At 71.2% G+C, this 23,567-nt stretch carries 24 protein-coding genes and 1 tRNA gene; 11 read left to right on the plus strand and 14 right to left on the minus strand.

Translation table 11 applies throughout. The annotated features are described in order from the left end of the window. Both G412_RS40565 and arfB read right to left on the minus strand, forming a co-directional pair. A partial coding sequence (locus G412_RS40565; protein WP_208857933.1) for a hypothetical protein occupies positions 1 to 248 on the minus strand: 248 nt, incomplete at its 3' end. 72 nt (positions 249 to 320) lie between these two features. Continuing rightward, positions 321 to 746: an alternative ribosome rescue aminoacyl-tRNA hydrolase ArfB gene (gene arfB, locus G412_RS0125670; protein WP_028814589.1), complete on the minus strand. Its 426-nt coding sequence runs from the start codon at positions 744 to 746 to the stop codon at positions 321 to 323. A 157-nt stretch (positions 747 to 903) separates the two neighbouring features. On the opposite strand from arfB, the gene G412_RS0125675 reads away from it, so the two are divergent. Next, positions 904 to 1,479 carry a TerD family protein gene (locus G412_RS0125675; protein ID WP_028814590.1) on the plus strand — a complete coding sequence of 192 codons (576 nt, stop codon included), beginning with the start codon at positions 904 to 906 and terminating at the stop codon, positions 1,477 to 1,479. A gap of 36 nt (positions 1,480 to 1,515) precedes the next feature. On the opposite strand, the gene G412_RS35955 is transcribed toward G412_RS0125675, so the two are convergent. Together G412_RS35955 and G412_RS0125685 are read right to left on the minus strand one after the other, a co-directional pair. Further along, complete coding sequence (locus tag G412_RS35955) at positions 1,516 to 3,000, minus strand: M1 family metallopeptidase (RefSeq protein WP_051338609.1); 1,485 nt, start codon at positions 2,998 to 3,000, stop codon at positions 1,516 to 1,518. A 57-nt stretch (positions 3,001 to 3,057) separates the two neighbouring features. Continuing rightward, entirely contained in the window at positions 3,058 to 3,612 is a 555-nt protein-coding gene (locus G412_RS0125685; RefSeq protein WP_028814591.1) for a GlcG/HbpS family heme-binding protein, read from the minus strand. Between the two features lie 356 nt (positions 3,613 to 3,968). Here G412_RS0125685 and G412_RS35960 point away from each other — a divergent pair, with 356 nt between their 5' ends. From G412_RS35960 to G412_RS0125700, 3 genes are all read left to right on the plus strand, one after another. After that, complete coding sequence (locus tag G412_RS35960; RefSeq protein ID WP_051338613.1) at positions 3,969 to 5,117, plus strand: sensor histidine kinase; 1,149 nt, start codon at positions 3,969 to 3,971, stop codon at positions 5,115 to 5,117. Beyond that, entirely contained in the window at positions 5,114 to 5,761 is a 648-nt protein-coding gene (locus G412_RS0125695) for a response regulator (protein ID WP_028814592.1), read from the plus strand. The genes G412_RS35960 and G412_RS0125695 overlap by 4 nt, the downstream gene beginning before the upstream one ends. Positions 5,762 to 5,888: 127 nt before the next feature. Then, positions 5,889 to 6,392 (plus strand): hypothetical protein, encoded by a 504-nt coding sequence (locus tag G412_RS0125700; protein WP_028814593.1) that lies wholly within the window; start codon positions 5,889 to 5,891, stop codon positions 6,390 to 6,392. A gap of 187 nt (positions 6,393 to 6,579) precedes the next feature. On the opposite strand, the gene G412_RS35965 is transcribed toward G412_RS0125700, so the two are convergent. Next, entirely contained in the window at positions 6,580 to 7,290 is a 711-nt protein-coding gene (locus G412_RS35965; protein WP_051338610.1) for a pentapeptide repeat-containing protein, read from the minus strand. 128 nt (positions 7,291 to 7,418) lie between these two features. On the opposite strand from G412_RS35965, the gene G412_RS0125710 reads away from it, so the two are divergent. Together G412_RS0125710 and G412_RS0125715 are read left to right on the plus strand one after the other, a co-directional pair. Continuing rightward, positions 7,419 to 8,603 (plus strand): phytoene desaturase family protein, encoded by a 1,185-nt coding sequence (locus G412_RS0125710; RefSeq protein ID WP_028814594.1) that lies wholly within the window; start codon positions 7,419 to 7,421, stop codon positions 8,601 to 8,603. Positions 8,604 to 8,690: 87 nt separating this feature from the next. Continuing rightward, positions 8,691 to 9,695, plus strand: coding sequence for a zinc-binding dehydrogenase (locus G412_RS0125715; protein ID WP_028814595.1), 1,005 nt, complete (start codon positions 8,691 to 8,693; stop codon positions 9,693 to 9,695). Between the two features lie 62 nt (positions 9,696 to 9,757). Here G412_RS0125715 and G412_RS0125720 read toward each other — a convergent pair whose 3' ends face one another. Further along, positions 9,758 to 10,228, minus strand: coding sequence for a GNAT family N-acetyltransferase (locus G412_RS0125720; RefSeq protein ID WP_037649894.1), 471 nt, complete (start codon positions 10,226 to 10,228; stop codon positions 9,758 to 9,760). Continuing rightward, positions 10,225 to 11,187 carry an aminoglycoside phosphotransferase family protein gene (locus G412_RS0125725; RefSeq protein WP_208857934.1) on the minus strand — a complete coding sequence of 321 codons (963 nt, stop codon included), beginning with the start codon at positions 11,185 to 11,187 and terminating at the stop codon, positions 10,225 to 10,227. Before G412_RS0125725 ends, G412_RS0125720 begins: the two co-directional genes overlap by 4 nt. Positions 11,188 to 11,274: 87 nt before the next feature. On the opposite strand from G412_RS0125725, the gene G412_RS0125730 reads away from it, so the two are divergent. Further along, a complete protein-coding gene (locus tag G412_RS0125730; RefSeq protein WP_028814598.1) occupies positions 11,275 to 12,666 on the plus strand; it encodes an NAD(P)/FAD-dependent oxidoreductase in 1,392 nt (463 codons plus the stop codon). A 60-nt stretch (positions 12,667 to 12,726) separates the two neighbouring features. Here G412_RS0125730 and G412_RS0125735 read toward each other — a convergent pair. Next, a tRNA-Thr gene (locus G412_RS0125735) sits at positions 12,727 to 12,804 on the minus strand. A gap of 206 nt (positions 12,805 to 13,010) precedes the next feature. On the opposite strand from G412_RS0125735, the gene G412_RS0125740 reads away from it, so the two are divergent. The 3 genes from G412_RS0125740 to G412_RS0125750 all read left to right on the plus strand — a co-directional run bounded on the left by G412_RS0125740 (position 13,011) and on the right by G412_RS0125750 (position 15,568). Next, positions 13,011 to 14,147, plus strand: a complete 1,137-nt coding sequence (locus tag G412_RS0125740) for an ABC transporter ATP-binding protein (protein ID WP_028814599.1) — start codon at positions 13,011 to 13,013, stop codon at positions 14,145 to 14,147. A 239-nt stretch (positions 14,148 to 14,386) separates the two neighbouring features. Further along, positions 14,387 to 14,803 carry a membrane protein gene (locus G412_RS0125745; protein WP_028814600.1) on the plus strand — a complete coding sequence of 139 codons (417 nt, stop codon included), beginning with the start codon at positions 14,387 to 14,389 and terminating at the stop codon, positions 14,801 to 14,803. A 39-nt stretch (positions 14,804 to 14,842) separates the two neighbouring features. Continuing rightward, the gene (locus tag G412_RS0125750; protein WP_028814601.1) at positions 14,843 to 15,568 is read left to right on the plus strand and encodes a nucleotidyltransferase family protein; all 726 of its coding nucleotides are present in this window, start codon (positions 14,843 to 14,845) and stop codon (positions 15,566 to 15,568) included. A gap of 119 nt (positions 15,569 to 15,687) precedes the next feature. Here the strand turns inward: G412_RS0125750 and G412_RS0125755 are convergent, their stop codons facing one another. The 6 genes from G412_RS0125755 to G412_RS0125780 form a co-directional block, all read right to left on the minus strand. Continuing rightward, complete coding sequence (locus tag G412_RS0125755; protein ID WP_028814602.1) at positions 15,688 to 17,385, minus strand: DoxX family membrane protein; 1,698 nt, start codon at positions 17,383 to 17,385, stop codon at positions 15,688 to 15,690. A gap of 108 nt (positions 17,386 to 17,493) precedes the next feature. Continuing rightward, entirely contained in the window at positions 17,494 to 18,450 is a 957-nt protein-coding gene (gene rlmB, locus G412_RS0125760) for a 23S rRNA (guanosine(2251)-2'-O)-methyltransferase RlmB (RefSeq protein ID WP_028814603.1), read from the minus strand. An 82-nt stretch (positions 18,451 to 18,532) separates the two neighbouring features. After that, positions 18,533 to 19,936 (minus strand): cysteine--tRNA ligase, encoded by a 1,404-nt coding sequence (gene cysS, locus G412_RS0125765; RefSeq protein WP_028814604.1) that lies wholly within the window; start codon positions 19,934 to 19,936, stop codon positions 18,533 to 18,535. A 198-nt stretch (positions 19,937 to 20,134) separates the two neighbouring features. After that, complete coding sequence (ispF, locus tag G412_RS0125770; RefSeq protein WP_028814605.1) at positions 20,135 to 20,653, minus strand: 2-C-methyl-D-erythritol 2,4-cyclodiphosphate synthase; 519 nt, start codon at positions 20,651 to 20,653, stop codon at positions 20,135 to 20,137. Continuing rightward, the gene (gene ispD / locus G412_RS0125775; protein WP_028814606.1) at positions 20,643 to 21,398 is read right to left on the minus strand and encodes a 2-C-methyl-D-erythritol 4-phosphate cytidylyltransferase; all 756 of its coding nucleotides are present in this window, start codon (positions 21,396 to 21,398) and stop codon (positions 20,643 to 20,645) included. The genes ispF and ispD overlap by 11 nt, the downstream gene beginning before the upstream one ends. Positions 21,399 to 21,775: 377 nt before the next feature. Next, positions 21,776 to 22,258, minus strand: coding sequence for a CarD family transcriptional regulator (locus tag G412_RS0125780; RefSeq protein WP_006380568.1), 483 nt, complete (start codon positions 22,256 to 22,258; stop codon positions 21,776 to 21,778). Between the two features lie 566 nt (positions 22,259 to 22,824). Here G412_RS0125780 and G412_RS0125785 point away from each other — a divergent pair. Next, positions 22,825 to 23,505, plus strand: coding sequence for a copper chaperone PCu(A)C domain-containing protein (locus G412_RS0125785; RefSeq protein ID WP_028814607.1), 681 nt, complete (start codon positions 22,825 to 22,827; stop codon positions 23,503 to 23,505). Positions 23,506 to 23,567: the final 62 nt, after the last annotated feature.

A 23,567-nucleotide genomic window follows, 5' to 3' on the forward strand; every position in this document is an offset into this window, starting at 1 on the left:
CACGCCTTCCTCGCCGCCATGGCTGCCGCCAGCATCACTGAAAGGGGGGCCGCAGAAACGGATCTTTCCTCGTCCCGCTCAGCCTGGCGGAGATCCGCAAGCTCATGGCAGCTTGCCGCCCTGGAACAGGTCACCGTCAGCGCACACAGCACGCCCTGAGATGGTCCCGCTTCCGGCGCAGCCACCAGGCCACCGCCGAACGCTGTCACTACCAACGCCGCACCCCGCATCACGAACTCCGGCAACATGGCGGACAGTCAGCTCGCTACACTCGAAAACAAGCCTTTGACCAGCGGCAATAGCAAAGTGCAACTGGAGTACTAGTCCCAGCCGCCCGAACGGCCGCGCTTGGTCTCGCTGCGCGCCTTCTTGTTGCGCAGGCGGCGCTCGTTGATGCCGCGGGGGATCTTCTTGGCCCTGCGCGGCTTGGGCGGCGGGGCGGTCGCCTCGGCGAGTAGGGCCGTCATGCGGACGAGTGCGGTCTCGCGGTTGCGCCACTGGGAGCGGTGCTCGGACGACCGTACGGCGATGACGCCACTCACCAGCCGGGAGGCGAGCCGCTCCAGTGCGCGTTCCTTCCAGACGGGGGGCAGCGCTTCGGTCCGCGCGAGGTCGAAGCGGAGTTCCACCTGTGAGTCGGTGGTGTTGACGTGCTGGCCGCCGGGCCCTGAGGACCTGGAGAAACGCCACGTGAGCTCCGCCTCCGGCAGGGAGACGGCACCGCGAATGACATGAGGCCCGGACATGCGTCCAATGATCCCGTGCTCGCGGGCATCTCGTCACCCACTTTTCCGTGGAGTCCTGGAACCTTGCGGCGGCCTGTCGGCGTTGGAGCGGGTGACGGTAGCTTCGGACCCCACGGGTCCGACCGGCCCGCACGACTTCAAGGAAGAGGACATCCCGATGGCTGTAAGTCTGTCCAAGGGCGGCAACGTCTCGCTCACCAAGGAGGCCCCGGGCCTGACCGCCGTCACGGTCGGCCTCGGCTGGGACGTCCGTACGACCACCGGTACCGACTTCGACCTCGACGCGTCCGCGATCGCGGTCAACCCGACCGGCAAGGTGTACTCCGACAGTCACTTCGTCTTCTTCAACAACAAGTCGACGCCGGACCAGACCATCGTCCACACCGGGGACAACCGCAGTGGTGAGGGCGCGGGCGACGACGAGGCGATCAACGTCAACCTGGCGGGGCTGCCGGCCGACGTCGACAAGATCGTCTTCCCGGTCTCGATCTACGACGCGGTGACCCGCAGTCAGAACTTCGGCCAGGTGCGCAACGCGTACATCCGCATCGTCAACCAGGCCGGTGGCGCCGAGATCGCCCGCTACGACCTGAGCGAGGACGCCGCCACGGAGACCGCGATGGTCTTCGGCGAGCTCTACCGCAACGGCGCGGAGTGGAAGTTCCGCGCGGTCGGCCAGGGTTACGCGTCCGGCCTGACGGGCATCGCGTCGGACTTCGGCGTCAACGTCTGACGCTGCTTTCGAGCCGCTGAGTGAGCAGGGCCCCGGCTACGGCCGGGGCCCTGCCGCGTCGGCGGGTTGGTGCGCCGCCGCTGCGGTACGTGGCTTGTCCTCGCCGTAGAGCCAGGCGTCCCACAGGTTCGTCAAGTCCTTGCCGGACTTCTTCTCGACGTACGCCGTGAAGTCGTCCGTCGACGCGTTGCCATGGCGGTGTGCGGCGGTCCAGCCCCGCACGATGTCGTAGAAGGCGTCGTCGCCCACCGCTTCACGGATCTTGTGAATCACCATCGCGCCACGCCCGTAGACCGGTTCGTCCGAGATGTCTGCCGCGGTGGGCGGATCGGCGGGCGGGAAAGCCCAGTTGGCCTGCTCGCTGAAGGCCCGCGCGAAGCTGGCGTCTGCGGGAATGTGGTCGAAGTCCTCCGCCCACAGCCATTCCGCATACGTCGCGAACCCCTCGTTGAGCCACATGTCCCGCCAGGACTCGGGCGTGACCGAGTCGCCGAACCACTGGTGCGCGAGCTCGTGGACGAGCAGGCCCTGGTCGGGCGCTCCGGGGAAGACCGGCTTGGTCTGGGTCTCCAGGGCGTACTCGGAGTCGTTGCCGCGCTCCACGATCGCCCCGGTGGAGGAGAAGGGGTACGGGCCGAACTTCCGCACACCCCACTCCATCACTCGCGGGACGGTGGCCAGGGCCTTCGCGCTGCTCGTCGCGACAGCCGGGTCCACGGCCGTGTACACCGGCACGCCCGACGGGGTGCGCGAAGTCTTCGTCTCGTACGCGCCGATGGCGACGGTGGCGAGGTAGCTGGCCATCGGCTCGCCACTGTGCCACGCGAAGGCGGTTCGGCCGCCCGGCGTGCGTCGCTCGCTCTTCAACTCGCCGTTGGAGACGGCCTTCAGGCCCTCGGGGACGGTGACCGTGATGTCGTACGACGCCTTGTCGCTCGGGTGGTGGTTGCCGGGGAACCACGCCATGGACCCGCTCGGCTGCCCGAGCGCGACCGCACCGTCCACGGTCGTCAGCCAGCCCTCGTCCGAGTCGTCGGCGTCGACGAGGGTGGCGGGGGTGCCGGAGTAGCGGACGACGGTGGTGAACGTCTCGCCGTCGGTCAGGTCGCTCTCGGGGCGCAGCGTCAGCTCGTTGCCCGCGCGGCTGACGGCGGCCTCGGCTCCCCCCACGGTCACGGACGACACTTGCAGGCCGTGGAGGTCGAGGTTGAAGGCGCTCAGGTCCTGGGTGGCGCGGGCGGTGATCTCGGCGGTACCGGTGAGCCGGCCGGCGGGGCGGGTGCGGGCGGTGCCGGTGTGGTCCTCACCGCCCGTGTCGCGGGGCGTGTAGTCGAGGGTCAGGGAGTAGTGCTGTACGTCGTATCCGCCGTTGCCGAGCCTCGGGAAGTACGGGTCGCGTACGCCCGACGCACCCGGTGTGCCCTGGACGCCGCCGAGGCCGCCGAAACTCGTGCACGAGGTGAGTGCGAGCAGGGTGGCGACGACGGGAACTGTGCGGCGTACGCGGGTCCATTGGTCCACACAGATGATCCTATGCGCGGATTGTGCCGCCCACCCGGAGTCCCGTCGCCGGCCTGCCTACTTGCCCAGCGCCGCGACGCCCGCCTGCGCGAACTTCTCGTCCAGGTCGCCGCTCGGCGCGCCCGCCACCCCGATGCCCGCGATCGGGGCGCCCTTGACCCGCACCGGGGCGCCGCCCGCGAGGAACAGCGTGCCGGGGATGTCCTTCAGGTTCGGGGCCTGGGCGAGGCGCTTGGCCAGCTCGGAGGTGGGCGCGTTCCAGGAGACGGCGGTGTAGGCCTTGCGCTGGGCGGACTCGTACGACTGCGGGCCGGCTCCGTCGCCGCGCAGCGTGACGACGGTGTTGCCGTTGCGGTCGACGACGGCGACGGTGACGCGCTGGTTCTCGTCCTCGGCGGCGTCCAGTGCGGCCTGCGCGGCCTCGGTGGCGGCGGCGACGGTCAGGTGGGTGGACTGCTGGAGGTTCTTGTTCGCCGGGTCTGCCGTGACGGCGGCCGCCGGGGCGGCGGCGGGCTCGGTGGCGTTGGCGGACATCGCGCCGAAGGTGCCGGCGCTGAGGGCGGCAGCGGCGACGGCGCCGGTCAGGACACGGGTGCGCAGCGAAAGCTTCATGGCGAACTCCTGGGAAGGGGGAGGTTTCGAGTGGGGCCCGGTGGGGTGTGCTTCCGCCCCACCCGGCTCTGCCATCGATCCTCCGGCCACCTCCGGGCCCGTACCGTCGGCGTACCGGCTGCATACGGGGTGCGGGACGGACGACCTCCCCGTCAGCCGATCGGTTGATGCGGCTCTGGTCCCTGCGGGCCACCATGGGGACGTAGGCGCAGGCCGGCGAGGAGCGAACGGTGCGGCACGACCAGGAGCAGGAGCACGGCTACGACCAGGCGCAGGCCCCGGCCCGGCAGCAGCAGCACCAGCCGGAGGAGCGGCCGCAGCAGCCGGACCCCGACGCCCGCTGGCTCGCCCCCGTGATGCACGTGGCGTTCTTCCTGCTGCTCGGCGCCTCGCTAACCCGGTTCCTGCTGCGGCACCCCGGCGAGGCCCGCACCCCGTGGATCATCGCGCTGAGCATCACGCTGGCACTGCTGTACGTACTCGGGCCGGTCCTCGGCCCCACCGCCCCCGGAGCCACCCGCCCCGCCCCTCGCCGGCTGGCCTGGCTGGGCGGCGTCGTCGCCGTCTGGATGGTGCTCGTGGTCCTGGCGCCGAGCTTCGCGTGGTGCGCGGTGCCGCTCTTCTACACCGGGCTGCGTACGCTCCCCTCCCGCGCCGCACTCGTCCTCGTGGGCGTGCTCACCGCGTTCGTCGTCGCCGCGCAGCTCCAGCTCGCCCACGGCGGCTTCGACCCCAACCTGGTGCTGGCGCCGCCCGCCGTGGCGACGGTCGCGACCGCCGTCTTCCTCTGCATGCAGCGGCAGGCCGCGCGGCAGCGGGCGCTCATCGACGACCTGATCCGTACGCGCCGGGAACTGGCCGCCACCGAGCGGCGCGAGGGAACGCTCGCCGAGCGCCAGCGCCTCTCCATGGAGATCCACGACACCCTCGCCCAGGGCCTGTCCAGCCAGCAGATGCTGCTCCAGGCGGCGGACCGGCAGTGGGACGCGGACCCGGAGACCGCCCGCCGGCATGTCCGTACCGCCGAGTCCATCGCGGAGCACAACCTCGCCGAGGCGCGCCGCTTCGTCCACGACCTGGCCCCGGCCGACCTGGCCGGGGGCGGCAGCCTGGAGGAGGCGCTGCGCAAGCTCGCCGCGCGGGAGTCCGCCGCGTTCCGGGTGGACGGGGCGCCGGTCGCCGGCCTGCCGGACCGGGTGCAGTCGGCGCTGCTGCGGATCGCGCAGGGCGCGCTGGCGAACGTACGAGAACACGCGAACGCGCGGACGGCGGCGCTGACGCTGACGTACCTGGACGACCAGGTGGTCCTGGACATCGCCGACGACGGCACGGGCTTCGCCCAAGCCCCGGCCCCGGCCCCGGCCGCCTCGCCCGGCGTACGCGGCCACGGTCTGCCCGCGATACGCGCCCGCGTACGCCAGCTCGGCGGCACCCTGACGATCGAGTCGGCCCCCGGCGAGGGCACCGTGCTCTCCGCCGCGATCCCCCTGGAGCCCCCGTCATGAATCCGGCCCCGGCGCGTCCGGCGCGTGCGGTACGCATCCTGCTCTGCGACGACCACGTGGTCGTACGCGCCGGACTGCTCGCCCTGCTGGGCAGCGAACCGGACATCGAGGTCGTCGGGGAGGCGGGCAGCGGCGAGGAGGCGGTGGCGCTGGCCGCCAAGCTGGGCCCGGACGTGGTCCTGATGGACCTTCAGTTGGGTACGGGCATCGACGGCGTCGAGGCCACCCGCCGCATCGCCCCGACCGGCGTCCACGTCCTCGTCCTCACGACGTACGACACGGACGCGGACATCACACGGGCCATCGAGGCCGGCGCGACGGGCTACCTGCTCAAGGCGGAACGCCCGGAGGAACTCTTCACCGCGATCCGCTCGGCCGCCCAGGGCCGCACGACGCTGTCCCCACCGGTCGCAAGCCGCGTCATGGACCGCATGCGCGGCGCGGCCCGTCCGGCACTGACGGAACGGGAAACGGACATCCTGCGGCAGCTTGCACACGGCCTGGGCAACCGGGAGATCGCCCGCGCGCTGTTCATCAGCGAGGCGACGGTGAAGACCCACCTGGGCCGCATCTACGCCAAGCTGGGCGTGGACACGAGATCGGGCGCGGTAGCGGTGGCGAAGGAACAGCGCCTGCTGCCGTAGCGGCGGCCTGCGGGGGCACCCTTCCGTGCGGAGCGGCGGCCCCGGCGCGGGCCGCTTTCGGGCACCGGAACCCGAACCGTTCACCGGCGGGACAGGCCCACCCGGCGGACGTGACACCATCGACTACGTGCTCGACATCGGCTACTCCCTCTCCCGCCGCTTCCCCGACCCCCCGCAGACCGACTACCGGCGCGCCGGCGTCCACGACCTGCGGCACGACCTTTTCTGCGGGGACGTCTACCTCGCCGACACCAAGGCGGACCGGGAAGTATCCACAGCCTGGGGATGGGTGCCCGTGCTCGACTTCGCGTGGGCCCTGTGCGACATCGTCGAGCAGCTCGACCAGGACCCGCGCGGCAGCCGCTCCGCCAAGCCGCAGTTCGCCGAGCTGGACTTCACCGAGTCGACGGACCGGATGCTCTTCGAGCGCCGCTTCGGGTGGGTCGACATCGCGGCCGACTGGATGCCGGTCGAGGAGCCCCCGATCACCTTCAGCCACCGGCTGCTGCGCCGCGAGGCCCGCGACTTCCTGCACGATCTGATCGCGGACCTCACCGACATGCACGACGGCCTCGCCGACAACCCGGCGATCTGGGACCTCCAAGCCCGCTTCCCCCGCATGCCCTCCTAGATCGCAGCGGCGTACAGGCAGATCCCTCTCCGCACCGACACGACTGTGGTGGTGGTCCCCAAGGACCATGTCGTGGCGGCGGCCGACGTGGCCGGGTCCCGGCAGGGTGGTCGGGTGGAGGCGCCGGGTCCGCGAGGCCAGGCGCTGGCCCGCGCGCAGGACGCCGGGGCGGGGCCCCTCCCGGCCCCTACTCCCCCGGACTCACCACCCGCACCCCTATCTGCGCCGCGAACGCCGGTGCCAGCTCAAGGAGTTGGGACGGGCTGATCACCGATCCCGCCAGCCGGTCCACGCCCCGCGCGATGTCCAGTTCCGCGACCGTACGCAGGTCTACGTCGGCCATCGTCACCGAGCTGAAGTCCGCCCGCCGCAGCACACAGTCGCGGAACTCCACCCGCTCCAGGCGCGCCCCGCCGAAGTCCGGCTCGACCAGCACGCACCCCTCGAAGACGACGTCCTTCAGCCGCGCCCTGCGCAGATTCAGGTAGTCGATCTTCCCGCCCCGCACCAGCACCCGCTCCAGCGACGACCCGTGCAGCTGGACCCCGCCGAGCCGGGCGTCGATCACCTCCACGTCACGCAGTGACGCCTCGGCCAGGTCGGTGCCCACACCCCGCACCCCGTGCAGCACCGAATCCATGACGCGCGCCCGGCTCAGCCTCGTCTCGTCCAGCGCGACGCCGTACAGGCCGCAGTCCATGAAGCGGGCGCCGCGCGCCTCCTGGCCGGCCAGGTCCAGCTCACGCAGCTCCAGACCGTCGTAGTCCCCCTCGGACTCCAGCTCGCCGGGACCGAACGGCGCGAGCGGCGGCAGCCGCACCTCTGGGCGCCGTACGGGGCGTACGGCGCGGGGCTGCTTCGTCTTCGCGTGCGCGGGGGTGCTCGTGTTCCGTGCCATCCCCCCATGCTGGACCACCCCACTGACAGTCCCCCCCAACCCATCCCCCGGCCCCGATGTCACATCCGCGACCCGCCGTCCGTCACCACCCACGAGAGCGACCGACGACGGCAAGGAGACCCGGAGAGATGCGGCACCACATCACTGTCATCGGGGGCGGCGTGGCCGGACTCACCGCGGCCGTCACGGCGGCCGAATCGGGCGCCAAGGTGACCCTGTACGAGGCGCACCACACCCTCGGCGGACGAGCCCGCACCGCCGAGGGACCGTACAAGACGAACGAGGGCCCGCACGCCCTCTACAACGGCGGCCCGCTCTGGGCCTGGCTCAAACAGCGCGACCTGCTCGGCCCCGTCATGGCCGTGCCTCCCCTCGAAGGCGCCCGCTTCCGCTTCCACCGGGGCGGCGCCCTGCGCAGGACCCCGCCGCTCGCCATGGTGCGGCTGGGCCTGCGCTCCACCGAGAAGGCCCCCGTGGACACCGACTTCCTCACCTGGGCCACCGCCGAGGTGGGCGAGGCCGGGGCACGCGCGGCGGCGAACCACATCGCGGTCGCCCTCTTCCACCACGACCCCGGCTCCCTGTCCGCCCGCTTCGTGCAGGAGCGGCTGCGGCGCGTCGTCACACTGCCGCCGGAGGCGCACTACCCGCGCGGCGGCTGGGCCTCGGTCGTCGACCGGATGGCCTCGCGGGCCTGGAATCTCGGCGTACGGATCGAGATGACGCACCGCGTCACCACCCTGCCCGACAACGGGGGCCCGGTGATCGTCGCCACGTCCCTACAAGCAGCCCGCCGGCTGCTCGGCGACCCCACCCTGGCCTGGGACAGCGGGCGTACCGTGCTGCTCGACCTGGCCGTCAGGGCGCGCAAGGGCGACCCGTTCGTCATCTCCGACCTCCAGGCGCCCGGCTGGATCGAACGGTTCACCGCCCAGGACCCCACCCTCGCCCCGGCCGGTGAACAGCTCGTCCAGAGCCAGTTCCCGATCGCCCCGGAAGAGGCCAAGGCGGACGGCATCACGCGTGCCGAGCGCCTGCTCGACCTCGGCTTCCCCGGCTGGCGTGAGCGCGTCACCTGGCGGCGCGAGGTGCTGGCAGCGGGCCGTACGGGCGCACTCGACCGGCCCGGCACCACCTGGCGGGACCGCCCCGCCGTCAACCGGGGCGACGGCGTGTTCCTCGCGGGCGACCAGGTGGCGGCGCCGGGCCTGCTGGCGGAAGTCGCCTTCAACAGCGGCCTGGAGGCGGCGGCCCTCGCGCTGAGAACCAAAAGGATCACCGGCCGCGAAGGGCTTGACCTCAACCGCGCTTGAGGCGTGAGCCTGGGCCTGTCGCACCACAGCCACCGAAGCACCGCCCGGTCGCACCACAGAAGCCCAGCACCCTCCGAGGAGCCCGCCATGCACGCGATCCGTCTTCACGCCTACGGCCCCGCCGAGAACCTCACGTACGAGCAGACCGACGACCCCGTCCCCGGCCCCGGCCAGGTCCGCATCGCCGTCGCCGCGGCCGGCGTGCACCTGCTCGACACCGCCCTGCGCGAGGGATTGCCGGGCCCCTTCCCCGCCCCCGCCGAGCTGCCCACCATCCCCGGTCGCGAGGTCGCCGGCACGGTCGAGTCGCTCGGCGAGGGCACCGACCCGTCGTGGCTCGGCAAGCGCGTCGTCGTCCACCTCGGCATGCACCCCGGCGGTTACGCCGAACTGGCCGTCACCGAAGCCGAACGCCTCCAGGACATCCCGGAGAACCTCGACGAGGCCCAGGCCGTCGCCATGATCGGTACGGGCCGCACCACCATGGGCATCCTCCAGTTCGCCGAGGTGACGGCCGACACCGTAGCCATCGTCCCGGCCGCCGCCGGCGGCATCGGCACACTCCTCGTCCAGTACGTGAAGAACGCCGGAGGCACCGTCATCGGCCTGGCCGGCGGCCCCGCCAAGGTCGCCCGCGTACAGGACAACGGCGCCGACCTCGCCGTCGACTACAAGCTGCCCGACTGGCCCGAGCGGGTACGCGAGTTCCTCGGCGACGGCGCGGCCACCCTCGTCTTCGACTCGGTGGGCGGAGACACCGGCCGCGCCGCCGTGGACCTCCTCGGCAAAGGCGGAAAGCACATCGTCTTCGGCTGGTCGTCGGACGGCCTGCACGACGGCTCCCCGCTGACCTTCACCGACGAGGAGCTCGCCGAGCGCGGCATCACCTCCGAGGGCGTACTCGGCCCGGCGATGCTCGGCAAAGCGGGCGGCGACAACCCCGTCCGGACCCTGGAGACCCGCGCCCTCGCCGAAGCGGCGGCCGGCCGCCTGGTCCCGGCGGTCCAGCGCTACCCCCTGGCGCAGGCGGCCGCCGCCCACCGCGCCCTGGAGACGCGCGGCACGATGGGCAAGGTCGTCCTCGTACCGTAAAACCCACCGCCGGCCGGCGGCCCGCACAGGGGTCGGGCCGCCACCCCCAGCACAAGACCGGCCTACCGGCCCAGCTTCGCCAGCGCGTCATCCGTCAGCCGGTACACCGTCCACTCGTCCTGCGGCAGCGCGCCCAGCGACCGGTAGAAGTTGATCGACGGCTCATTCCAGTCCAGGACGGACCACTCGAGCCGCTCGTACCCCCGCTCGACACAGATCCGCGCCAACGAGGCCAGCAGCGCCTTCCCGTACCCGCCCCCGCGCCGCGAAGGCCGCACGTACAAGTCCTCCAGGTAAATCCCGTGCACTCCACGCCAGGTGGAAAAGTTCAAGAACCACAGCGCGAAGCCCGCGACCTCCCCGTCCTGCGTCTCCGCGATGTGCGCGTACGCCGCCGGGCGCTCCCCGAAGAGCGCGTCGCGCAGTTGCTCCTCACTGGCGCGCGCCTCGTGCAACGCCTTCTCGTACTCCGCGAGTTCGCGGACCATCGCGTGAATAACGGGGACATCGGCCGGCGTGGCGTTACGAATCATCCCCGCAGCCTAAGCAATGCCCGCGCGACCGCCGCCTGCTCCCCCGACAGCTCGCCCTCCCCCTCCTCCTCGTCCTCCAAGTCCCAGAGACTGTTCTGCAGTACGCGCCCGAGCGTCCACGCCCGCGCCCGCTCCCGGTCCAGCCCCAGCACATCCGTCATCAGGTCAAAACGCGGCAGCACCTGAGAGATCTCGAACCGGTTCACCAGCGCCGGCAACAACTCGAACCCCGGATCACCGGCCAGCGGCTTCGGATCGATCACCACCCACGGCTCATCGCGCCCCGAACCCGGCAGCGGCGCCAGCACGTTCTCGTAGTGCAGGTCCCAGTGGAGCAGTTGCCCGCCCGCCTCCCCCGCGACCTCCCGCACCGCCCCCGCACACCGCTCCAGCAGCCGCCGTTCCGCCGGATCCGCCAGCGCCCGCAGCGCCTGCGGTACGTCGTCGAGCATCTCCTGCGCGATGTCCCCCAGGCGGCGTACGCCCTCGGGCGCGGCCACCGCGTTCAGCCGCACCAGCAGCCCGGCGAGCACCTGGACCGCCGCCATGGTGTCCGGCAGCACCGACAGGTGCCGGCCGGCGTCCAGCCGCTCCAGCAGCATGGCGCCACTCACCTCGTCGTGCTCCAGCAGCCGTACGACGCCGTCCCCGTCCCACGCCCGCAGCGCGGCGGCCTCCCCCTCGGTCTCCTCGTCCAGGAGCTGGAGCTTGAGCGCACCGGGCGTCCCGTCGGCCCGCTCCACCGGCAGGACGAGCGAGACCGCGCCGTGCATCGAAGGCCCGGTGAGCCGAAGCCGCCACCGCTCCAGATACGCCGCCGCCTCCCGCGGCAGCGCGGCGATCCACGCCCGCCCCGCCGCACCGTTGATCTCCTCCTGGGTCATGGCCAAAGCTTCCGGAATCTCGATCACGCCCCGGATCCTACGACCGCCCGTCACCGCACCCACCGGCCCCGCCATTGCCGCACCCCACTCCCGCCCGCTACCGTCCGCGCCACCACCACTGATCAGCAGCGCAACGAAACGAACGCAGGGGCATCAGACACCATGAGCACCGTCAACGGCGGCATCTCCTACTGGTACGCGAACGAAGGCATACCCGACCCCCGTGAGCCCCTGCCCGGCGACGCGACGGCCGACGTCTGCATCGTCGGCGGCGGCTACACCGGCCTGTGGACGGCGTACTACCTCAAAAAGGCCGTTCCCTTCCTCAACATCACCGTGCTGGAAGCGAAGTTCTGCGGCTACGGCGCCTCCGGCCGCAACGGCGGCTGGCTCTACAACGGCATCGCGGGCCGCGACCGCTACGCCAAGCTCCACGGCCACGACGCCGCCGTCCGTCTCCAGCAGGCGATGAACGACACGGTCACCGAGGTCATCCACACCGCCGCCGCCGAGAACATCGACGCCGACATCCACCACGGCGGCGTACTCGAAGTCGCCTACACCCCCGCCCAGCTCTCCCGCCTCAAGCACTTCCACGCCGCCGAGATCGCCTTCGGCGAGAAGGAACGCACCCTCCACGGCGCCCGCGAGACCGCCGAACGCATCCGCGTGACCGGCGCCGTCGGCTCCACCTGGACCCCGCACGGCGCCCGCCTGCACCCGGTCAAGCTCCTCAAGGGGCTGGCCACGGCGGTGGAGTCCCTTGGCGTGACGATCCACGAATCAACACCCGTCACGGAGATCAAGCCCAAGCACGCCGTGACCCCGTACGGCACGGTCCGCGCCCCGTACATCCTGCGCTGCACCGAGGGCTTCACGGCGGGCCTCAAGGGCCAGCGCCGCACCTGGCTCCCCATGAACTCCTCGATGATCGTGACCGAGCCGATCCCCGCCTCCGTATGGGAGACCATCGGCTGGGACGGCCGCGAAACCCTCGGCGACATGGCCCACGCCTACATGTACGCCCAGCGCACCGCCGACGACCGCATCGCCCTGGGCGGCCGGGGCGTCCCGTACCGCTACGGCTCGCGCACCGACAACGACGGGCGCACCCAGCCCGCCACCATCGAGGCCCTGCGCGAGATCCTCGTCCGCTTCTTCCCCACCGCCGCCGGCGTCCCCATCGCCCACGCCTGGTCGGGCGTACTGGGCGTGCCCCGCGACTGGTGCTCCACCGTCGCCCTGGACCGCTCGACCGGCATCGGCTGGGCGGGCGGCTACGTCGGCAGCGGCGTCGCCACGACCAACCTCGCCGCCCGCACCCTGCGCGACCTGATCCAGCAGGACTCCGGCCAGGGCGGCCCCACCGACCTCACCACGCTCCCCTGGGTCAACCACAAGGTCCGCAAGTGGGAGCCGGAGCCCTTCCGCTGGCTGGGAGTCCAGGCCATGTACGCCGCCTACCGCACCGCGGACCGCCGCGAAGCCGCAGGCCGCACCACCGAAACGGACCCCATAGCCAAAACGGCCAACCGCGTGGCGGGCCGCAACTGAGACCAGCCCTTCGCAGCAGAAAACGCCCCGAACTTTCGAAGTTCGGGGCGTTTTCCCTGATGGAGCCCCCTGTCGGATTCGAACCGACGACCTACGCATTACAAGTGCGTTGCTCTGGCCGGACTGAGCTAAGGAGGCATCGCGCCGCGGTCGGAGCCGCGCGCGAAGGCTGGTCCACTCTACACAGCCCCCAGATCCCCGGGCCATCAGAATTCCATCGCCTCCAGGCTGCTGACAGAACCGGCGCCGCCAGGTAGCGTCACGGCAGGTTCACCCTGTGGACTACACCACTCCCTTACAACGGATCGTCCGGCACGTTCCTGCCGGTGAAGGAGAACATCACCATGGCCACTGTCACGTTCGACAAGGCGACCCGGATCTACCCGGGCTCCACCAAGCCCGCCGTCGACCAGCTCGAAATCGAGATCGAGGACGGCGAGTTCCTCGTCCTCGTCGGGCCCTCCGGCTGCGGCAAGTCGACCTCCCTGCGCATGCTCGCGGGTCTTGAGGACGTCAACGGCGGAGCCATCCGCATCGGTGAGCGTGACGTCACGCACCTGCCGCCGAAGGACCGGGACATCGCCATGGTGTTCCAGAACTACGCGCTGTACCCGCACATGTCCGTCGCCGACAACATGGGCTTCGCGCTCAAGATCGCCGGCGTGAACAAGAGCGAGATCCGCAAGAAGGTCGAAGAGGCCGCGAAGATCCTCGACCTCGTCGAGTACCTCGACCGCAAGCCCAAGGCCCTCTCCGGCGGTCAGCGCCAGCGTGTCGCGATGGGCCGCGCCATCGTGCGTGAGCCGCAGGTCTTCCTCATGGACGAGCCGCTGTCGAACCTCGACGCCAAGCTCCGCGTCTCGACCCGTACGCAGATCGCGTCGCTCCAGCGCCGCCTCGGCATCACCACCGTGTACGTCACGCACGACCAGGTCGAGGCCATGACGATGGGCGACCGGGTCGCCGTCCTGAAGGACGGCCTGCTCCAGCAGGTCGACTCGCCGCGCAACATGTACGACCGCCCCGCGAACCTCTTCGTCGCCGGCTTCATCGGCTCCCCCGCCATGAACCTCGTCGAGGTCCCGATCACCGACGGCGGCGTGAAGTTCGGCAACAGCGTCGTCCCGGTCTCGCGCGAGGCGCTCTCCGCCGCGGCCGACCGCGGCGACACGACCGTCACGGTCGGCGTCCGCCCCGAGCACTTCGACATCGTCGAGCAGAACGGCGCCGCCGCCGCGTCGCTCACCAAGACCGCCGACGACGCCCCGGCCGGCCTGGCCGTCACCGTCAACGTCGTCGAGGAGCTCGGCGCCGACGGTTACGTGTACGGCAGCGCGCAGGTCGGCGGCGCACACCAGGACCTCGTCGTCCGCGTCAACGGCCGCGCCGTACCGGACAAGGGCGCCGAGCTGCACGTCGTGCCGCGCGCGGGCGAGACGCACGTCTTCTCCTCGTCGACCGGCGAGCGCCTCAGCGACTGACAAGCGACTGACATCAGCGCGTACGGAGGGTCGAGGGCCCCACACCGGAAGCAGGTGTGGGGCCCTTCCCGTCCCTTTTCCATGTTTCAGCCAGGACCTGCGGTGTCGACAAATACCCCGGCAGACCGGCCATTTCGAACCGTGTTCGTCAACACCCGATTCGAAAAAAGACATCGAACCATCCCCCGTAAGGGTGACTAAATGTCGCCAAATAATTACCGCCCGCTACGCTCACTCGCGTGACCCACACAGCCCGCCGAATCGGCCGAAGTCTCGCTCTCGTACTGCCCGTCGTCCTGGTGCTCTCCGGGACCCTCGCGGTAGCCCGTGTCCCGTGGTCCACGAGCGGATCCGAGTCACAGGTGCTCACCGCGTCCTCCGAGAAAGTGAACGTACGCGCCAAGTCCCGCGCTCCGCAGGACGTACTGCGCGACAAGCTTCTCCTGGAGCTTCAGGAGAAGGACCCGGGCGTCGCGCTCACACACCTCCAGCGCGAGGTCGAGCGCCGTCCTTCGCTCGCCCAGCACTGCATGTCGATCGCCCGCTCGCTCGGCCGCGCCGCGGTGAGCCAGTACGGTCCGACCCGCGCCCAGTCGTTCTCGCGGCCGGTCTGCGACACGTCCTTCGCCTCGGGCGTCGCCCAGCAGACCGGCTGAGCGGAGGCCGACGGCGTTCTGCCGCATATCGTGCCCCGTATGACCCGTACGACGACGACTCCGACGCAGGCCGTGGTCCTGGCAGGCGGCCAGGGCTCGCGACTGCGCCCGTACACCGACGACCGCCCCAAGCCGATGGTCGAGATCCCGGGGACCGGGACCCCGATCATCGGCCATCAGCTTGCCTGGCTCGCCGCCGAGGGCGTGACCGACGCGGTCATCTCCTGCGGCCATCTCGCCGGCGTGCTCCAGGAGTGGCTGGACAGCGCCGACCTTCCGCTGCGTGTCACCACCGTGGTGGAGAGCGAGCCGCTGGGCCGCGGTGGCGGCCTCAAGTACGCCGCCGCGCACCTCCCGGACCCCGAGCTTCCCTGGTACGCGACCAACGGCGACATCTGGACGCGCTTCTCCCTCCAGGACATGGCCGCCTTCCACGCCGAGCGCGACGCCACCGCGACCCTCGCCCTGGCCCGGCCCCGCATCCCGTGGGGCGCCGTCGAGACGGACGCCTTCGGCCACATCACGGACTTCATCGAGTCGCCACCCTCGCCCTACCTCATCAACGCGGGCGTGTACGTCTTCTCAGCGGCCTTCACAGAGCTTCTCCCGGACCTCGGTGACCACGAACGCACCACGTTCCCCCGGCTGGCGCGAGAGCGCCGTCTGGCGGGCTTCCCGCTGCCGCAGGGGGCGTACTGGCGGGCCATCGACACCGCCAAGGACTTGAGCGAGGCCGCCAAGGAGCTCGCCGCCGCGCGCGGTTGAGCAGTCGAGCACGTACCGGTCCCAGGTACCAGTGCCAGTACGGCGAAGGGCCCGGCGCACATCCCGTGCGCCGGGCCCTTCGCCGTACCACCTGGCCGTACTGCCTACCGCCGAGCCGCCTAGCCGAGCAGGCCGCCGATCACCCTGCCGCCGTTGCCGCCGCTCCCGCTGCCGCCACCACTGCTGCCGCCGCTGCCGCCCGTGGTGCCGCCGTCGGTGCCGCCGCCCGTCGTGCCGCCACCGGTGGTGCCGCCGCCGCCTGTGGTCCCGCCGCTGCCCGCGCCGCCGCTGGACGTCGGTCCGGCGCTGGTGGTGGGCGGCTGCGGAGCCGGGGGCTGCTGCCGGGGCGGGGCCTGGCCCGCCGTGCTGCCCTGCGTCGCGGTCGGCCGCTGGGATTCCGTGCCGACGGTGCCGGTCTCGCGGACGGCGCCCGGCGTCGTGGCCGTGGCCGAGGGGCCGGCGGAGCTGCTCGCGGAGGGAGCGGGGCTTCGGCCGGTCGGGCCCTGCGAGGCACGGCCCGAGGCGCCGCCGGTCTCCTGGGGCAGCGGGGCGCCGGGGAGGTGGTTGGTCGGGTCGTCGTTCGGACCGGGCACGGTCACCAGGTCCGAGGACCGTACGGCCCCGCCCAGCATCGAGCCGATGAGCAAAGTAAGTCCGACCACCAGGGAGGCGACGACGGCGCCGCGCCGCAGTACGCGCCGTCGCAGCTCCCACAGTTCCGAGCGCGGCCCGAGCTTGCGCCAGGCCTCGCCGGCGAGACGGCCGTCGATGGAGTAGACGGGCGCGCCGGCGATGATCAGCGGCGACCAGGCGGCGAGGTAGATGATGTCCGGCGCGTCGTACGCCGGTACGGTCTTCCAGCTCACCGTCATGAGCAGCGCGGCGGACAGCAGCGTCCCGAAGCAGGCGGCGACCCGCTGCCACAGTCCCAGCACCGTCAGCACGCCGACGACGACCTGGAGGAACGCCACGGTCAGGCCGGCGCCCACCGGGTGGCTCAGCGCGAAGTCGCGCAGCGGCTCGGCGACGGTCCAGGGGTGCAGCGACGTGAGCCACTTGACCATGGAGCCGCGCTCGCCGCCGTCGAAGTAGACGGGGTCGCAGAGCTTGCCCATGCCGGCGTAGATGGAGATGAATCCGAGGAACACCCGCAGTGGCAGCAGCACCACGCCGAGGTTCATGCGCCGACCGGGGTAGTACGCGTGCCGGACCGGGTCGGCGCCGTTGCGGCGGATGCGCTCGTTCTCCGCGCCGTACTCGTCGTCGTCCGCGAACTCGTCGTCGTCGAACTCCCTGCCGGCGTGGGCGTCTTCGCCGTTCCGGTCGGGGGCGTCGTACGCGCCGACGGCCTGCCTCGTCCGGGGCAGCATCGGCGTCCGGGGCGGCTCGGAGGCGCGCGGCCCGATGACGGTGGGGATCGCCGCGGTGTCGTCCGCGTTCTCGTCCGCGGGGAGCCGGGGGATGACCTGCGTGGCGCCGCTGTCGAGGCGCTCGCCGGCGGAGGAGTTCCGTACGGCCTGGAGCAGCCCCGTCGCGCCGGGGTCTCCCGGCTCGGACTTCCCGCTCCAGACGACGGGCGCCCGCCGCCGGACGATGGCCGTGCCGGCCATCGCCGGCATGCGCGCCGTGTCCCCCGGCCCACTGCTCACACCGCCCGCCCCCGCGTACGGCGGGACGGGACGCCGGCTCGAGGCTGGGGCGAGCTGCACGCGGAAGCTGGCGTGGTTGACGATGACCTGCGCTGGATCGCAGGGCACCTTGACCATGCTCAGGGCGGGCTGATCGTCGAACCCGGGTGTTCTGGTGTCCACACTCATCTAACCGAGGGACGTGTGGTTAGGACACTGCCTTGACGCCTCCGATCTGTCCGAGACCCGTCAAGACCCCCTTACTGGGACATAACCGACTTCTCCCTCGGTCCCCGGTCAACGCCTGCGCTGCGCCGCCTCCCAGAGCACGATGCCCGCCGCCACACCGGCGTTCAGCGACTCGGCGCCGCCCGGCATCGGGATGCGCACGAGGTAGTCGCACGTTTCGCCGACGAGGCGGCCGAGGCCCTTGCCCTCGCTGCCGATGACGATGACGACCGGGCCGCCGAGCTGCTCCAGGTCCTGGACCGTGTGCTCGCCGTCGGCCGCCAGGCCCACGACCGTGATCCCGGCCTTCTGGTAGCCCTCCAGGGCGCGCGTCAGGTTGGTGACGCGGGAGACCGGCGTACGGGCCGCCGTACCGGCGGACGACTTCCACGCACCGGCCGTCATGCCCGCCGCGCGGCGCTCCGGCACGACCACGCCGTGCCCGCCGAACGCGGAGACGGAACGGACGATCGCGCCGAGGTTGCGCGGGTCGGTCACGCCGTCGAGGGCGACGATCAGCGGGTCCTCGTGCTTGTCGTACGCCGCCGCCGTGAGGTCGTCCGGGTGCGCGTACTCGTACGGGGGGACCTGGAGGACGAGGCCCTGGTGGTTCAGGCCGTTCGTCATCCGGTCGAGCTCCGGACGCGGAGCCTCCATCAGGTTGATGTTGCCGCGCTCGCCCGCGAGCTGGAGCGCCTCGCGCACCCGCTCGTCGTTGTCGATGTACTGCTGGACGTACAGCGTGGTCGCCGGGACGCCGTCGCGCAGCGCCTCGAAGACCGGGTTGCGGCCGACGACCATCTCGGACGTCCCCTTGACGCCGCCGCGCCGGGGCGCGGGGCGGCGGACCGCGGCCTGCTTGGCCTTGGCGGTGGCGATGCGGTTCTTCTTGTGCTTCTTGCGCGCCTCGGCGGGCGGCGTCGGGCCCCTGCCTTCAAGGCCCTTGCGCCGCTGGCCACCGCTGCCGACCGTAGCGCCCTTCTTGTTGGACGTGCGGCGGTTCCTGCGCTGGCTGTTCCCGGCCATGACCTGTTACCTGTTCCGTTGCTTCAGACGTGCGTACGTATAAGTGAAAGTGTGCCCCGCTCGGCGTCGCCGGGCGCGCCGGTCAGCGCGAACCGAGGGTCCATCGCGGGCCCGACGGGCTGTCCTCGATGACGAGACCGGCCTGCTGGAGCTGGTCCCGGATGGCGTCGGCCGCGGCCCAGTCCTTGCGGTCACGGGCCGACTGACGCTGGTCGAGTACGAGGCGTACGAGCGTGTCCACGACCCCGTGGAGGTCCTCGCCGCGCTCCGTGCCGCCGCCCGACCACTGCTCGGCGAGCGGGTCGAGGCCGAGGACGCCGAGCATCGCCCGTACCTCCGCGAGCCGCGCGACGGCCTCGTCCTTGTCGTCGGCGGCCAGCGCGGAATTGCCCTGGCGCACGGTGGTGTGGACGATCGCGAGCGCCTGCGGGACGCCGAGGTCGTCGTCCATCGCCTCGGCGAAGGCGGGCGGGACCTCCGCCGAGGGCTCGACGACGCCCCCCGCCTTCTCCATCACGCGCTGGACGAAGCCCTCGATGCGCGCGAAGGCGGACTCGGCCTCGCGCAGGGCTTCCTCGCTGTACTCGATGGTGGAGCGGTAGTGCGGCGTACCGAGGTAGTAGCGCAGCACGATGGGGCGCCACGCCTTGACCATCTCGCTGACGAGGACCGAGTTGCCCAGCGACTTCGACATCTTCTCGCCGGCCATGGTGACCCAGTGGTTGTGCACCCAGTACGTGGCGAAGTCGTCACCGAAGGCCTTGGCCTGGGCGATCTCGTTCTCGTGGTGCGGGAAGATCAGGTCGATTCCGCCACCGTGGATGTCGAACGCCTTGCCCAGGTACTTGTGGGCCATCGCGGAGCACTCCAGGTGCCAGCCGGGACGCCCGCGTCCCCACGGGGTCTCCCAGCTCGGCTCGCCGGGCTTCGCGGCCTTCCACATGGCGAAGTCGCGCGGGTCGCGCTTGCCGGTCTCGCCCTCGCCGGACGGCTGGAGGAGGTTGTCCAGGTCCTGGTTGGAGAGCTCCAGGTAGCCGGGGTACGAGCGCACGTCGAAGTAGACGTTCCCGTCGGCCTCGTACGCGTGCCCGCGCTCGATGAGGCCGCGCATCATCTCGACCATCTCGGTGATGTGGCCGGTGGCGCGGGGCTCGTAGGTGGGCGGGAGGCAGCCGAGGGCGGCGTAGCCGTCGTTGAAGGCGCGCTCGTTCTCGTACCCGATCGACCACCAGGGGCGGCCCTGCTCCGCCGACTTCTTGATGATCTTGTCGTCGATGTCCGTGACGTTGCGGATGAACGTGACGTCGTAGCCGCGGTAGGTGAACCAGCGGCGCATGATGTCGAAGTTGAGGCCCGACCTGATGTGGCCGATGTGCGGGGCGGCCTGCACGGTAGCGCCACAGAGGTAGATCGAGACGCAGCCCGGTGTGAGCGGGGAGAAGTCGCGAGTCTGCCGGGCGCTGGTGTCGTACAGCCGAATAGTCACCACACCAGGGTAGTGGGCGGACGACAGTGCCTAGCGACCCTTTCCTGTACGGGGGCGGCGGGGCGGGCGGACTGGCGCCCGCAACCATCCAGCCCCTCCGGCGTTTGAGGAGCGGGGTCTGGGGCAGCGCCCCAGTTTCGGGAAGGGGCGGGTAGGGGAACAGCGCCGCAGGCCCGCCCCGCTCAGCCCGTGCGAACCTCAGCCCGTGCGAACGACCAGCGCCGTCGCGATCGCCGCAAGCCCCTCGCCGCGCCCCGTGAAGCCGAGGCCGTCGGACGTCGCGGCCGACAGCGAAACCGGCGCACCGACCGCCGCGGAGAGCACCTTCTGCGCCTCCTCCCGCCGCTTGCCGATCTTCGGCCGTACGCCGACGACCTGGACGGCGACGTTCCCGATCCCGAAGCCTTCGGACCGTACGATCCGCGCCGCTTCCGTCAGCAGGGTGATGCCCGACGCACCGGACCACTCGGGACGCCCCGTGCCGAAGTGCGCTCCGAGGTCACCGAGACCGGCGGCGGAGAAGAGCGCGTTGCAGGCGGCGTGCGCCACCACGTCGGCGTCCGAGTGGCCGGCGAGGCCGGGCCCCTCGCCCTCCCAGAGCAGGCCGCCGCACCACAGCTCGCGGCCTTCCTCGAAGGCGTGGATGTCCGTGCCGATGCCGACCTGCGGCAGCGGGGGAACGGGACCGGGAACGACCGGGGGAAGCTCAGAAGCCATCGTGGGCCCTCCTGCGGGCGAGTACCGCCTCGGCCAGGACGAGGTCCAGCGGCCGGGTCACCTTGAATGCCTCTTCGTGGCCGGGTACGACCACGACCTGCACGCCGAGCCGCTCGACCATGCCGGCGCAGTCCGTCGCGCCTTCCCCGCTCGCCGCGATCGTCTCGTGCGCGCGCACGAGCGTGGCGCGGTCGAAGCCCTGCGGAGTCTGTACGGCGCGCAGCCTGGCCCGCTCGGGCGTGGCGACGACCGGCTCGGGCGCGCCCTTCTCCCCGGGCTCGACCTCCTTGACGGTGTCGGCGAGCGGCATGGCGGGTACCACGGCCGGCGCTCCGTCGCGTACGGCCTCGATGACCGAGTCGACGGTGTCGACCGGCACGAGCGGGCGGGCGGCGTCGTGCACGAGGACGGCGGTGATGTCGGCGGGCAGCGCGGCGAGTCCGAGCCGCACCGACTCCTGGCGGGTCTCACCGCCCGGTACGACGATGAAGTCCGTCCGCTCGGGCAGCGCGTGTTCGGCGAGGAGGTTCTTCACCTCTACGGCGCCGTCTTTCGGGGCCACCACGACGACGAGGGAGACGGCCCTGGAGTTGGCCATGGCCCGTACCGCGTGGATCAGCATGGGGGTGCCGCTCAGCGCGCGGAGCGCCTTCGGCGCGCCCGGGCCCAGCCGTACCCCGCGGCCGGCCGCGGGGATCACGGCGGCGGTGCGCGGAGTGGACGGGGGACGGGATTCGTCTGTCATCTGTAGCTCCGGGGCCGAAAAGCTTCGGGAACGGGTTCGGGTCCGCCAGGTTTGTGTCCGCGGCGTTCATGGGTATGCGCACAGCGTGCCGGGCGCGATGCCTTGACCGGCCCCTTCCGTGACGACTGGTCGAGGCCAGCAGCCCGGGCCCGGCACACCGGAGCCCGAAGCACCGAAGCACCAAGGGATCAAGGCATCGCGGGCGCGCGAAAGATCAGCGGGGCTGATCTGCGGGACCGGGGATCAGGCGCGCGCCGTGCACGCAAGCGCAGTGAACGCAACATGCCGCAGCGCCCGCAACAAGGGCCGGAGACCTTGCCGGCGGGCACCGCGGCATCGTTACTGGGTATCAGGGAAGGAGACCCTGCGACCCGGAGTCAGGACGCGAGGACCTCGTCGAGCAGAGCCTCGGCCTTGTCTTCATTGGTGTTCTCCGCGAGTGCGAGCTCGCTCACCAGGATCTGGCGCGCCTTGGCGAGCATGCGCTTCTCACCTGCGGAGAGACCGCGCTCACGCTCACGGCGCCACAGGTCGCGCACTACCTCGGCGACCTTGATGACATCACCGGAGGCGAGCTTTTCGAGATTTGCCTTGTAGCGCCGGGACCAGTTCGTCGGCTCTTCGGCATACGGTGCGCGGAGCACCTCGAAGACCCGGTCGAGCCCTTCCTGACCGACTACATCGCGTACACCGACGAACTCCGCATTGTCCGCAGGCACACGAACAGTCAAGTCACCCTGGGCGACCTTGAGCACCAAGTAGGTCTTGTCCACGCCTTTGATCTGGCGAGTTTCGATAGCCTCGATCAGCGCGGCCCCGTGATGGGGATAGACCACGGTGTCGCCAACCTTGAACGTCATGTGACAGGTACCCCTTCCGTGGCTATCCAGAGTAACACGGATACGGCTTCTTCTGAATGGCGTTTCCGCAGGTCAGGGCGTATCTCGGGGCTTGACAACAGCAACAGGAACGTGCTGCGCAGGCCTTCCGGAAGCGGGTATTCGCAGGTCGGAGCGGCTGTGCGGGCGGAGAGAAACGCGTACGTTACACACATCACGGAGCCCCCCGAAGAGGCCGAACGTCCCGTTTTGCCGGGTTCCAAGCGGTGAACTTGACGTACTCCGTTCGGCGACCGGTCACCCGTTCGGCCGGAATCGGGAATTGATCACGACGACCGTGATCAATTCCCCCGGCCCCCATACATTCCTTACGAATAATCCGCATGCGGGACGCACGTACGCCGCCCTGCGGATTTGTGAGCGCCGTACGAAACAAGCCGCCGCGTCACCGGTGGCCGGTATGGGCGGGCGGGGTGGGGCGGGTCGGGTGCGAGGGCCGGACGGCGGCTCGGTAACCTAAGCGCGCTGACACACCCTTAGGGCGGCTTTACGCCGCTCGAACCCGTCTAACAGGAGATGCCTCCGCCGTGAGCCGCAGCCTTCGACGCGGTGCCCTCGCCGCCACCGCCATCGTGTTCTCGATCGCTTCGCTTGCCGCCTGTGGGGCGGGCAACGACGCGCAGACACTGCAAGTCAGGCCGGACAACGCCGCGGCCAGCGTCGACGACATCAAGATCCAAAACGCGACGATCGTCACCCAGCCCAAGCCCGACGCCGAGGGTCCCGCGGTCGTCACCGGCATGGTGTTCAACAACGGCACCAAGGCGGAGACGCTCGAAGCGATCACGCTGCCCGGCACCAGCGCCAAGGTGACGCTCAAGCCGGCCAAGGGCTCCGGCCCGCTGACCGTGCCCGCCGGCGGCTCGCTCCTCCTCGGCGGCAAGGGCAACGCCTCCGCCGTGATCGAGAACGGCCGCGAGGCGGCGAAGGCCGGCGACGCGCAGCCCGTGCGCTTCGAGCTCAGCGAGACCGGCACGGTGGAGCTGCGGGCGTTCGTCGTCCCGGCGACGCACTACTTCAAGGACGTCGGCCCGAGCGAGCTCCCGAAGCCGCCGGCCCAGGCGCCGTCCGGCACGGCGACCACCACCCCCTCGGGCACCCCGACGGGCGCGGCCACGGGCGCGGCGGGCGCCACGGCGTCGACGAGCCCGTCGAAGGGCGCCTCGGAGCCCGAGGACGACGCCGATGAGCACGGCGCGTCCCACTGACGCCCGTACGCACGCGCAGCATCACGCGCAGCATGCTGAAGGGGGCGCTCCCGCCGGTTCGT

This window comes from Streptomyces flavidovirens DSM 40150 (assembly GCF_000429085.1).
GTDB classification, from domain to species: domain Bacteria; phylum Actinomycetota; class Actinomycetes; order Streptomycetales; family Streptomycetaceae; genus Streptomyces; species Streptomyces flavidovirens.